General features: G+C 32.4%; 10 protein-coding genes and 1 pseudogene. 2 read left to right on the forward strand and 9 right to left on the reverse strand.

Translation table 11 applies throughout. The features are described 5' to 3' along the window. Positions 1-5: 5 nt before the first annotated feature. Together ACIQ7T_RS01245 and ACIQ7T_RS01250 are read left to right on the forward strand one after the other, a co-directional pair. Positions 6-1,061 (forward strand): ABC transporter ATP-binding protein, encoded by a 1,056-nt coding sequence (locus tag ACIQ7T_RS01245; protein ID WP_370075280.1) that lies wholly within the window; start codon positions 6-8, stop codon positions 1,059-1,061. Then, a complete protein-coding gene (locus tag ACIQ7T_RS01250) occupies positions 1,054-1,980 on the forward strand; it encodes an ABC transporter ATP-binding protein (protein ID WP_370075281.1) in 927 nt (308 codons plus the stop codon). Before ACIQ7T_RS01245 ends, ACIQ7T_RS01250 begins: the two co-directional genes overlap by 8 nt. Positions 1,981-2,152: 172 nt before the next feature. On the opposite strand, the gene ACIQ7T_RS01255 is transcribed toward ACIQ7T_RS01250, so the two are convergent. From ACIQ7T_RS01255 to ACIQ7T_RS01290, 9 genes and pseudogenes are all read right to left on the reverse strand, one after another. Beyond that, positions 2,153-3,370 (reverse strand): lanthionine synthetase C family protein, encoded by a 1,218-nt coding sequence (locus ACIQ7T_RS01255; RefSeq protein ID WP_370075282.1) that lies wholly within the window; start codon positions 3,368-3,370, stop codon positions 2,153-2,155. 74 nt (positions 3,371-3,444) lie between these two features. After that, positions 3,445-6,492, reverse strand: a complete 3,048-nt coding sequence (locus ACIQ7T_RS01260) for a lantibiotic dehydratase (protein ID WP_402868196.1) — start codon at positions 6,490-6,492, stop codon at positions 3,445-3,447. An 86-nt stretch (positions 6,493-6,578) separates the two neighbouring features. Further along, positions 6,579-6,719, reverse strand: coding sequence for a hypothetical protein (locus ACIQ7T_RS01265; protein WP_370075284.1), 141 nt, complete (start codon positions 6,717-6,719; stop codon positions 6,579-6,581). 251 nt (positions 6,720-6,970) lie between these two features. Next, positions 6,971-7,104 (reverse strand): annotated as a pseudogene (locus tag ACIQ7T_RS27965) (IS4 family transposase); the annotation flags it as partial. 117 nt (positions 7,105-7,221) lie between these two features. Further along, positions 7,222-8,130, reverse strand: coding sequence for an oligopeptide ABC transporter permease (gene opp4C, locus ACIQ7T_RS01270; protein WP_402868198.1), 909 nt, complete (start codon positions 8,128-8,130; stop codon positions 7,222-7,224). Positions 8,131-8,142: 12 nt separating this feature from the next. Continuing rightward, positions 8,143-9,108: an oligopeptide ABC transporter permease gene (gene opp4B / locus ACIQ7T_RS01275; protein WP_370075286.1), complete on the reverse strand. Its 966-nt coding sequence runs from the start codon at positions 9,106-9,108 to the stop codon at positions 8,143-8,145. Between the two features lie 93 nt (positions 9,109-9,201). Further along, complete coding sequence (opp4A, locus tag ACIQ7T_RS01280) at positions 9,202-10,926, reverse strand: oligopeptide ABC transporter substrate-binding protein (protein WP_370075287.1); 1,725 nt, start codon at positions 10,924-10,926, stop codon at positions 9,202-9,204. Positions 10,927-10,987: 61 nt separating this feature from the next. Next, entirely contained in the window at positions 10,988-11,971 is a 984-nt protein-coding gene (locus ACIQ7T_RS01285) for an ABC transporter ATP-binding protein (RefSeq protein ID WP_370075288.1), read from the reverse strand. Then, on the reverse strand, positions 11,952-12,971 hold the full coding sequence (locus ACIQ7T_RS01290) for an ABC transporter ATP-binding protein (RefSeq protein WP_370075289.1): 1,020 nt from the start codon (positions 12,969-12,971) through the stop codon (positions 11,952-11,954). Before ACIQ7T_RS01290 ends, ACIQ7T_RS01285 begins: the two co-directional genes overlap by 20 nt. Positions 12,972-13,333: the final 362 nt, after the last annotated feature.

Genomic DNA, 13,333 nt, shown 5'->3' on the forward strand with positions numbered 1-13,333 from the left:
TCAAAATGAGTAAAACAATTCTAGAAGTAAAAGATTTAAAAATAAACTTTAAAACTTATGCAGGGCTTGTTCGTGCTGTTCGTGGTGTAAACTTTGACTTAAAAGAAGGTGAAACACTCGCAATCGTTGGTGAATCCGGTTCTGGTAAGAGTGTTACGAGTAACGCATTAATGAAACTAATTCCACAGCCACCTGGTATTTATGAGTCCGGGCAAATATTATTTAATGGCCGTGATTTAGTGACTTTAAGCGATAAAGAAATGTCAAAAGTACGCGGAAATGAAATTGCAATGATTTTCCAAGATCCTATGACAAGCTTAAACCCGACTATGAAGGTCGGACGTCAAATAACTGAAGTAATTTTACAACATAAAAAAGTATCAAAAGCTGATGCTAAAAAACGTGCAATCGAACTTTTAACGCAGGTAGGTATCCCCTTCCCTGAAAAACGTTATAACCAATACCCGCATGAATTTTCAGGCGGTATGCGTCAACGTGTTGTTATTGCCATCGCACTTGCAGCTGATCCTAAGCTTCTAATTGCCGATGAACCAACAACAGCATTAGACGTTACTATTCAAGCGCAAATTTTAGAGCTAATGAAAGAAATCCAAAAAACTTCGAAAACATCGATCATTTTCATTACCCACGATTTAGGTGTCGTGGCAAACGTTGCCGACCGTGTTGCAGTTATGTATGCAGGTCAAATCGTTGAATATGGTACTGTTAATGATGTTTTCTATAATCCTAAGCATCCTTATACGTGGGGTTTGCTTGGTTCAATGCCAGACTTAGATAATGATACTGATGAGCTATTACGTACAATTCCTGGTTCACCACCAGATCTTACAAACCCTCCAAAGGGCGATGCGTTTGCCGCTCGTAATGAATTTGCAATGGCTATTGACTACGAGCAAGAGCCACCGATGTTCCAAGTAAGCGAAACACACTTTGCCAAAACTTGGTTGATGCATCCTGATGCACCAAAAATTCCGCTTCCAGATGCGGTTGCTAAACGTATTGAAGGATATTTAGCAAAGGAGGCACAATCAAATGACTAAAACGGGCGCAAAGAAAATTTTAGAAATTAAAAATTTAAAGCAGCATTTCGGTTCAGCAAATAACCCTATTAAAGCTGTTGACGGTATTAGCTTCGATGTATACGAAGGTGAAACACTCGGTCTTGTAGGAGAATCCGGCTGTGGTAAATCAACAACGGGTCGTTCTATTATACGCCTGTACGACATTACCGATGGGGAAATTACTTTCGATGGCGAGAACGTCCATGGGAAAAAATCTAAAAATGACTTAAAGAAATTCAATCGTCAAATGCAAATGATTTTCCAAGATCCATACGCTTCATTAAATCCGCGTATGACAGCCGGAGAAATCATTAGTGAAGGCTTTACTATTCACGGTCTTTACAAAGATAAAAAAGAGCGTCGTGAAAAAGTTAATCAACTGTTAGAGGCTGTTGGCTTAAATAAAGAGCACGCAAACCGTTATGCACACGAATTCTCGGGCGGTCAACGTCAACGTATTGGAATTGCTCGTGCGCTAAGCTTAGATCCTAAATTTATTATCGCCGATGAACCTATTTCTGCACTTGACGTTTCAATTCAAGCGCAAGTTGTTAATTTATTAAAAGAACTGCAAAAAGAACGTGGCTTAACATATCTTTTCATTGCCCATGACCTATCAATGGTTAAGTATATTAGTGACCGTATCGCTGTTATGTACCGTGGTAAAATATTGGAAATCGGTAAAGCAGATGATATTTATAATCACCCTGTTCATCCGTATACAAAATCATTATTATCAGCAATTCCACTTCCTGACCCTATGTCAGAAAAACGCCGTCAACGTATTCCGTACAAGCATACGGAAGTTGACGATAGCGCAGCATACCACGAAGTTGGCAATCAGCATTACGTTTATGGTACTGCAGATCTTGTGAAAACTTGGGTTGCTAATCGATAAAACACTAACTCCCGTCTACAGTATAAACACTGTGATGGGAGTTAGTATTTTCATTATTGTATCTGAAAATATTTGAAAATCTTGTGATATAACTAAACTTATCACGCCAATCAGAAAGACTAATTTGTTCAGAAGAAAATGAATTAAGTTTCAATTCCCCTTCGTTTTAAAATTAACTTTTCAAAAAAATCCAATCCATATTTTCCCTTTCGTTTAACAAAATAGATAATATTACTATGTATACACTTATAGTTCCGTCTAAAATCCCCTCCTTGTATTCAATATAGTTTTCTTCTAACGAGCGATCCGGAAATGAATTGAAATTATTAAAATCTGAATTGTCATGTAATATAGTTAGTAACTTTAAAATGTGTTCAATAAATTTAATATTTCCAGATTCTTTATATATCAAGAAGGTTTCATAAATTATCCCTGAAACACCGTGGCAAAATACGGTAGAAACCTTTCCTTTCTCTAAATTTAAAGAGTTGAGGAACATGTTGTAATTATTAATATATTTTTCTTTAAGTAACATATCATCTATTGCCTTAGATGCTAAAATCATTGATCTAGTAATCCCAGTTAGACCGTAACACCAAGAGGAATTAATATATTTTTTATGTCTAGGTGTATTTATAAAAGGTAAGCGTTCAGGGAAAGTAAGTACACCTAATGTTTTGAATGTATTTTTTTCAAAAAACGCTACTAGATTAACTATAGTTAGATTCAATTTTTCAACTTCAAATTTTTCTAGTTTGACTATTGATAAAATTGATAAGATGCCTGATAAACCATGTGCGGTTCCCAGGTTAACAGAATCATTTTTATTTGCAAAATCACCAGAAAGTTTATCCATTTCAGATTCTGCAAATACTATTATCTTACTAACTAGTTCATTTATTAACTGATTAATATTATTATTTTCTTTAAAAAATAGCATATATCTAACTACACCTGATATTCCAGAAATAACATCATATATTGAGACGTCAGATTCTGAAGGGAATTCATTTAGTAATTTTCTAATTCGATTTTCTAAAACTTCATTTAATGATTTTAAGTATTGTTGGTATCTACCCTCTTTTGCTAAAGATAAAACTGATGCCCCAATTCCACTTATTCCACGGTAAAGTGATACATCTATAATATTAAAATCTATCTTTTTATTTAATATTTCTAAATGCCTGTGTGCATAATAGTCCCAATTATTTTTCGGATACAACTTATCTAAACTTGCATAAAAAATACAAAGTCCCGGAATCCCATGACTAAGAGTATGAATACTTTGATCTTCAAAATTTGTTTTCAAAGTATTGTTAGCAAAGTTTTTCAGATGTTCTTCAAAAAGTATTGAACATTGTTTTTGAAGCTCTAAAGAAGAAGTATGCATTGGTTTTACCCCCAGATACAATTTATAAAAATCACAAAAAATGTAATATGATGTAAGAAGAACTTGAAGTTTATTTAATTTTTCTCAAGAAATTTTAATACACTATACATTAGTTGATTTTCTTTTTCTCTATATATAATCATTAATCTATTTACATTCATATGAATTACTGATAGGACAATATCATTCATATCAAATCCTTCTAATTGAGCAATTTCTAACTCTTTAGAGAATTGTTTAAGCACACATGCTCTAAATTTTGAAAATTCTTCAGATTCGAAATTAGAATCATCTATCCCTGAATTTTCTAAAATATAATCTTTGAAACTTAATTTCAATATTTTTTTATTTAACCTATGTAGGTCTAAATATTGATTTATAAGTTTAATCTGCTTATCTTTTTCGAAACCAATATCCTGTAATAAACACTTTACCGAAAAAATAATTATTTTCTCAATAGGTTCCCCAATTTTATTGTTTAGATTTAATAACTCTAAACAATATTGGCTGTCTGCAAAAAATACTTCATGAAATCGTTCTTCTAATCGTTGCCCACCATATCTCATATATTCTGGATAATACGTATCAATACTTAAACTATCTATAAAATTCTCTTCAATATATTTTTTTATCCAATCATACATAAATGAAAATACAAAATTAAAATTTGTTGAGTCTACTTTTATCCTCAGCCTAATATGAGGACGAGAATCAATATATCTTACATAGAAATAAGAATATATCTTATTTTCTTTCAATAATTTATTCATAGATGGTAATACAGACTTTATTAATAGCTCATCTTGATAATCTTCTTTAATATAAAGTTTATAATAAATCCAATCATCACCAGGAATAATCTTCCTTTTGATTTCTGGATTATTATGCATTGTATTAAATTTCTTTTTAATACTCCTTTTATTCAATATAGATACTGTTAATTCTTCTTTAAATTGATTTTCTTTAATAGAATTAATATCAATTCCATAGTCTACTTCAGTAAAAATAAGCTTATTTAATTTAGAAAATTCTTTTCTTAAAATTTTTAAATGCAATGAATTTTCTAAATTAAAATAAATTGTCGAATCTAAATTTTTCATTTCAACTATTCTTGGAACTTTGTACGTTTCTCTCCATTTAGAAATTGCATATTCCCAATCCTCATATTTGAACTGCTTTTCTAACTGCAGAATATACATGTCAATTCTCCATTGTTTTTTAGACAAAACAATATTTTTATACCTGATTCTAGGAGTAAATACAAATTTATTATAAAAAATCGGAAAGAAAGTTTGAAAAGGAATCTCCCCCTCTTTTCCTACGTCTAATAAAAATTTATATACCTCAGGAAAATAATTTACACCATTTAACATATTTGTTGTTTTAGGAACAATTAAGTTGTTTGTGTCAGAATTTTTCAAATATAATTCTCCATAATCATTAATTCCAGAAAGAATCGAACCAATTTTTATATTATTTTTTAATTTAGAAAAACCTGAAAGAATAGGTAATTCATGATCCCTAGGATTTATAGTTGAACTTATATTAGAAGCTCTTCCGTAAACACTTTGACAACCAACTTCAGCTATCTCATAATTATCTCCATAAATACTCTTTTCAAAATCATTTAATATTTCAATTTCCTTTATATATTTATCACTTAACAAAGGAAAAAATCTTCCTATTAATTGTCCAGCATTGTCAGAAAAATTATCATTATTAACTGTCAAATAAACAAGATCATTATTTTTGACTATTGAGAATAGCATATCAAATGACTCATTTACATAGGAGAAGTCTATTTTTTGATACTGTTTAAACTTTATTATTTCGTTATCAGTTATCTCCAATTCTTCAAACCCTTGAAATAAAGCATTAGTGATTAAGCTTTCCATATAATTATAAATTGTATGATCCTCTACCTCATCTAAAGTTCTTGTCGTTATATTCTTTGTCGTATAATCAGTAATTTCAAGAGAATATAGTAATTCAACTAATTTTATTTCTGTATTGTAGCCATACTTTTCTATAAATACTTTTTTAAAGGTTTCTAAACTTTGATTGTGATTATGATTGCGATGAATTAAAAAAAGACTTAGTATATCAATTGCTTTCTTTATATCCTCATTACAGTTTCTTGGAAGCTCATAATCACTTTCAAATTTTAAATCTATATGTAAATAATCTTTACATTTATATAAATCCTCCATTTTCACTTTTATTTCATTCAATAACTCAATACTTTCAAACTTACCTAATTCCAAATCGGAATATTCTGAAATACATTCTTGTATTTTATAAAGCAATTGACACATTGGCTGATCTGCTAAATTATTTCTTTTAAAAAATAATAGTAAATCATCTAGACTATTTGCATTTGTTAAATTTGGACGCAAATTTGTATGTAATATTTCAAGGGATATTAATTGTTTCAAATAAGATTTAATTTCAGTCACATTAAAATCCGTATAAATATTTTTCAGCTCAAATAACAAAACAGAAAGTGGGATAAAGTCAGTTGCAATTAACCTTATTTTATTAATTAGCTCGCTATTCCGAATGGAAAAACCATTTTTTTCACCTTGTTCTTTATATCTATCAAATTGTCCGTACATCGTTTTGTACGGGAAAAATATCCTATCTCCCTCAAATAAATACATATCCACAAATTTAACATTTATAAAATCCCACAATTGTTCCTGAACTTCAATTTTTTCTATTACACCTAGTAACCACATCGAATCTACTCTTATATATTTATTATTTTTTTTTTCTGTTTGATTATTTAAAGAGGTATATGAAGTATTTTTTTGCGAAACTTCTTGAACTCCTGAAAAAAGTCCAAAAGGAGTTGATTTTGTAGAAATTCTTGCAAGGTATTTATATAAAGAGGTTATAATATTTCTTTTTTTCTTATCACTTTTATTGTTATATTTTTTTAATTCATTTAAGAGATTTGGATTAGCAAAATATATTGCTTCTTTAATAACTTGATTATTCAGAACTAAATTTATAATATTTTCTGGATTTGTTTCTAAGGATAATTTACTTATATAAAATGAAAGTGGGAATAATGGGGTTCTCACAACACTTAAATCCAATATACTCCAGTCTTTTTTCATAATTTAACCTCCCTATTCTATTAAAATTTCGGATTTAGCAAAAATATAAAGCGGCGAAAAGAAATAACTTTTCACCGCATTTATAGTTATGGTCTTATTGGACAAGGTGGCTTAAAAGAAAGGTTAGCGTTAGCATCTTTAGAACTTGGTAGTTCTTGTTCTGGATGCGATATCTGTGGGCTTACTTCTGATACTTTTAAATCTAAATCAAAAATATCTCTTTTCATTTACCAATTCACCTCCTTCGAAAACACAATATTACAAAACTATAACTTAATTGTAATAAAAAGTAAGAGATTTATCAAGTTATTTTTTAGAATATACAGAAAATTGATTCTTATGAAAAATATCTTTAATTAATACTCAACTCTAGCATCCTGAAATGCCTAGACATTACTTGAAACAACTAGGTAGAGACGCCAGTCATTTTTTCATTTGGCTGTCAGGAATCGATGTCTCTTATGTCTTCACGTTCATTAAACAGATTGCCAAATGTTTTGGAATCCACTCTTTTCACATTTGCCATGCGGTGAAAATATAGCGCGTAAAAACAATTATCGTATAACTGATGAGCAAGTCATAAGAACGTCCTTGGCCGAGTTTTAAAAAGCTGAATAGCTGATAACACAACAGGTTTATAAGGATTTTCTTGCTATGAAAGTTTAGTAACTAATATTACTTTTTATGGTGTCCTATTTTCTTGAGCTAGGTGGCAACAATATGCACCAATTACCTTCTTGATTTTGGATTTAAAGCATCTTTTAATCCTTCTCCAATAAAGTTGATCGACAAAATAACTAGAGTAATAGCCGTTGCAGGTGGTACCCACATCCAAAGCATATTTTTCAGTACCTCTGAGTTTCTAGCCTCAAATAGCATATTGCCCCAGCTCGGGGTATCAGCTGGTACACCTAGTCCTAAAAAGCTTAAACTAGATTCTGCAACAATTGTTATCGCCATCAATAATGTTGCTTGTACAATAATCGTCGATGCAACGTTAGGCAATAAATGCTTAATGATTATTTTTGAAGGTTTACAACCAATTGACTGAGCAGCTAATATATACTCATTTTCTTTTTCAGTTAAAACCCTACTTCGAACTATCCTTGCAACGCTTCCCCACATTAAAAGTGAAATAACAATTATTAATGTCCATAGACCGGATATTTTTCCTGAAAGTATAGTATTTAAAACAATACAGAAAACTAAAAACGGAAACATTAATACGAAGTCAGTAAATCGCATTAACATTTGATCTATTTTTCCTCCAAAATACCCTGAAATAGCGCCAACAGCTGTTCCGATTATTACAATAAAAATCATACAGCCTAATCCAACTGTTAAAGATGATCTACCAGCGTAGAGCATTCTAGTAAAAACATCTCGTCCATTCGTATCTGTTCCTAACCAATGCTCACTTGATGGAGGTAGACTAATTTTCATAAAGTCGACACGTACAATGTCTTTTGTTGTAATATAGGGAGCTAAAAAAGATAAAACGATAACTAGTAGTAAAAAAATTAGACTAATCATAGCTAATTTATTTTTTACAAACTTTCGTCTCGCTATCACCCATGGCGAGGGGCTTTTTTTCGGTGTCTTTGGAGTTAAAACTTCTTGATCAGTTACCAATGTCATAATTTCCCCTCCTTAATCTAGTCTAATACGCGGATCTACCACACCATATAATATATCCGCCACTAAATTTCCAAAAAGCGTTAAAAACGAAAGTAACATTGTTATCGACATCATGACCGCATAATCTCTACGTCCAACAGATTCTAAGAAGAGTGCGCCTACACCTGGATAAGTAAAGATAGTTTCTGTTATTACCGCACCACTAATTAATGTTGCAATATCAAAACCTAGATACGTAATTATTGGAATAATAGAATTTCGTAAAATATGTTTGTTATATATTTTCGACTCTTTTGTTCCCTTTGCTCTCGCTGTTCTTACAAAATCTTTCCTACTATTTTCAATAATGTCATTTCGTAAAAATTGTGTGTAGGACGCCGTTCCCATTAATCCTAAAATAAGTGCCGGTAATAAAACATGGTGCATCCTACTCATGTAGTACTCCCAAGTTCCCTCCCCTATGCCTACACCTACGGAACCACTAAAAGGAAACCATCCTAGCTTAAAGGAAAAGAAATAAATAGCAACAATTCCTGCAACAAACGATGGAATGGCTAAAGCTAAATAATTATAAGTTGCAATTAAATTATCTCCGAGTGTATAAGGCTTTCTTCCTGCATACATTCCCATAAGAAATGCAAAAAAGTACGTGAAAACTAATGATGTTAACGCTAAAAATATTGTATTTGGTATTCGCTGAGCAATAATCTCTGCAGCCGGTTTTTTATAAACAGTAGATTTCCCGAAATCCCCTTGTATAAATTTACCGACCCATCTACCATATTGCACGATAATCGGGTCATTATAGCCTAATTTTTCTCTCATTTCTTCGATGTATTGTGGATTCGTATTAGAAGGATTGATTTCACCAGCAAATGGATCCCCTGGCATCATTTTCGCTAAAAAGAACACCACCACAGAAATAAGGAGTAACAATGGAATCATGCCAAGAAATCTTCGAAGTGTGTATTGAAGCATGTGACGTCTCCTTATATAGAAATTTACTAACTAGGCCCAATTCATGAAGTGGACCTAGTTAGTAGGCTTAATAATTCTTTGTAAGTTTACAATTTATTCCTCGATATACCATTTATAAACATCTGTTTGGAAACCAACAGCGTTAATATGAACACCTTGTAGTCGATTATTAATGCCATATAAATCTAAGCCTTCCCATAATGGTAGGGCTGGTAATTCTTCATTGAAGTATTTTTGCCATTCCACATAAGTTTGCTTACGCTTATCTTTGTCAAATGCCTCTTCACTTAAGGCTTTATCCAATAATTTTTGGTTTTTCGCATCTACGTATCTACCGAAGTTCCATTCTGCATCGTTCCCCCATAATCCAGTTGGGTCAGGATCTGCCCCTGTACTCCAAGAACCGAAGAATGCTTCTAATGCAGCATCATCATTATCTTTCATATCGTTATATAAGTTAAATTCGATTAAAGTACCAGTTGCTTGTTCTGTTTTCACTCCAATATCATTCCAAGCTTGAATAATCGCTTGTGAACGACCCTCAAAGGCAGCAGGACCAGCATAGTGGCCAAATGAAATTTTAAATGGCTTACCTTTAGGATCTTCTACAAAGCCATCACCATCAATATCTACATAACCTGCAGACTTAAGAAGCTCTTTAGCCTTTTCTGGATTGTATGCATATTGATTTAAGTCAGATTCCTCTGCAGCAGTCCAGAAGGCACTTGGAACCACAGTATTTGCAACTTTAGCTTTTCCTTCTAAGAAAGCATCGATCATTGCTGGACGGTTAATTGCGTATAATAGTGCTTGGCGCAATTCTTTTGATTTAAACTTATCAAAATCTGCTACATTTTTAAGAGTAGCTTTATCACGATGACCAAAACGAAGACCGATATACGAGTAAACTACACCATTCGTTTCTTCAATACGTACATTTTTCAATGCTGACAATTCTTTCACAGATTGTGGTCTAATATCCATGATGTCAATTTCTCCGTTTTGGAACGCACCAGCTGCCAATGATGGGTCAATTACTTTTACAATCACCCCATCAAGCTGCGGCTTGCCCTTCCAGTAATCATCAAAACGCTCTAATTCAGAATATTCGCCGTCTACAACCTTTTTCACTTTAAACGGTCCTACGCCAACAGGATTTGCACGAACTTGTTTCGACTCGCTTAAATCTTTAACAGCAATACCTTCATAATGTTTCTTTGGCATAGGATACTGCCAAAGGTTTTCTAGGTTATTAACTTTCACTTTTTCAAAATTAATTTTCACAGTATATGGATCAACGACTTCGATCCCTGCGATTTTGTCAGCTTTCCCTTCTTTTTTTGCTTTTGCGCCTTTAATATTTTCAACATAATTGAATCGTGGGCCATCGTAATCTTTATCAGCTAGTGTCTCTAATGCAAATACCCAATCATCAACTGTTAACTCCTCACCATTGTGCCATTTTACACCTTTCTTAAATGTAAACGTATAAGTTAATTTATCCTCACTAATTTCCCAAGTTGCTAAATTAGGAACATATTCTAAGTTATCATTTACATCATAAATACCATCCATTGTGAAATTTTGGATATAACTATCTACAACACTTCCATTAAATGCTGGGTCAAATACACCTTCAGGCGCTTGGTCGGTACCGAAAGTTACAACCTTATTTTTTGCTGTTTCACTAGTCTTTGTGGAATCACCTTTATCTTTTTCCTTATCCTTGTCAGTTGTCGAGTTGTCGCTATTACACGCTGCTAAAAGCAAAGCTGTTACTAGCATTAGCATGAAAGCCCATAATGCTGATTTTTTCATTGTTTATCCCCCCGTGAATTTTATTTTGAAAATAATTAACACACTATTTTCTTATTATTTTTTAATATAAGTGGCATGCAACTCTATGCCCCCGCTTCACCTCCTTTAAGGTTGGTTTAGATAATGAACACTCTACCATCGCCTTCGGACAACGTGGATGGAAAGGGCACCCCTTAGGAGGATTAGCCGGACTAGGGATATCCCCCTCTAATACGATACGGCTACTCTTTTTCCTTGGATCAGGTACCGGGATTGCAGAGATTAACGCTTGTGTATAAGGATGAAGTGGTTCATCATAAATATGTTCTTTATCTGCAATTTCCACAATGTTTCCTAAATACATAACACCGATTCGATCACTCATATGTTTTACAACACTTAAATCATGAGCAATAAATAAAAATGTTAAGTCAAACTCATCCTGCAACTCTTTTAGCAGATTAAGAACCTGAGATTGCACAGAGACATCTAATGCTGAAACTGGTTCATCCGCTATAATTAGTTTTGGTTTAAGTGCAAGTGCTCTAGCAATACCAATCCGCTGACGCTGTCCACCTGAAAATTCATGCGCATATTTGTAATATGCATCTTCGGGTAAGCCAACTTTTTGTAAAAGCTCTAAAACTTCATTTTTTAAGGATTTAAGTGATTTTTTATAGTAATTCATGATTGGTTCAGCTATGATACTACCTACCATTTGCATAGGATTTAATGATGCATAAGGATCTTGAAACACCATTTGGATATCTTTCCTTATTTCTCTTAATGATTTTCCTTGCAATTTTGTAATATCATGTCCATTAAAAATAACTTTTCCTTCCGTTGCGTCTAACAATCTTAAAATCGTACGACCTGTTGTTGACTTTCCACAGCCAGATTCGCCTACTAACCCTAATGTTTCACCATTTTTTATGGCAAAAGAAATATTATCAACTGCTTTAACATGTCCAATCGTATGTTTGAATAATCCACCTTTAATCGGGTAATAGGTTTTTAAATTAATTAGCTCCAATAAATTTTCTTTATTATTTAAAGTTTGATTCATATTGTTTGCTCACACCCTTTCTAGAATTACAGCCTTCATAAAGTAAACAAGAGACTTCATGATTGTCATCTACGAAGGTAAGTTGCGGCATAACACTGCTACATTCAGGCATCGCCGATGGACATCTATCAACAAAACGACAGCCTACTTGAGGCATATTTTTTAAAGAAGGTACAATGCCTTTAATAGTAGCTAACTCATTTACTTCTGTATCTATTCTCGGAATAGATTCCATTAAGAGTTTCGTATATGGGTGTTTGGGATTGTAAAACAAGTTATCAACAGTTGTTCGTTCTACGATCTTTCCAGCATACATAATAATTACTTCATCACATATTTCCGCGACTACACCTAAATCGTGAGTGATCAGTACAATAGACATGTTATTTTCCCCCTGAATACTTTTCAATAAATCTAGTATTTGGGCTTGAACTGTTACATCAAGTGCAGTAGTTGGTTCATCCGCTATTAAAAGTCTAGGCTGACAAGCAATAGCGATAGCAATCATTACTCTTTGCCTCATACCACCTGACAATTGATGAGGGTATTCATTTACAATTTTTTCAGCTCTTGGAATGCCAACCTGTTTTAATAAATCAATCGCATTACTTCTAGCCTCAGCTTTAGACATTTTACTATGATTAAGCATAATCTCTTCAATTTGTGAGCCTATAGTAAAAACAGGATTTAAGGATGTCATAGGTTCCTGGAAAATCATACTAATATCATTTCCTCTAATTTTATTCATCTCGTCGTTCGAATAGTTCTCTATGTTTTTCCCGTGGAATCTTATTTCACCTCCAGTGATTTTACCAACTCCTTTGGGAAGTAATTGCATAATAGAAAGAGACATTACACTTTTTCCACAGCCTGATTCACCAACCACTCCAATGATCTGACCAGATTTAACTGAAAATGAAACATCATCAACTGCATGATATAGCTCCCCGTCTATATCAAAACCAGCTTTAAGGTTTTTCACTTCTAACATTAAGCTCATTTTATATCACACCTTTTAAGAGTTTTTACTTAACTACTGTTGCCAATGTATTGAGTTAGATGCTGCATGTTAAGCACTATCTTTTTTACATAAAAATTACATTTAGATATTAAGTTCATCAAAAATAATTTATTTCAAAATCATTTCAAAGTATAAAATCATCAATTTAAAAGAATATCAATCTCAACTCCACAAACAATTTTCGCGCAAATCCCAAATGAAATAATATTCTGATAATTAAGTGTATTATCATTTTAGCTAGAAATAATACATTTAATCAAGTGAATTTTTACATTTCTTATATTCTTATATACAAATTAATCCATACAACTATTCCAATTTCACTCAATAAATTTGTTTTT

Source organism: Lysinibacillus sp. NPDC096212 (assembly GCF_044763105.1).
Lineage (GTDB): Bacteria > Bacillota > Bacilli > Bacillales_A > Planococcaceae > Lysinibacillus.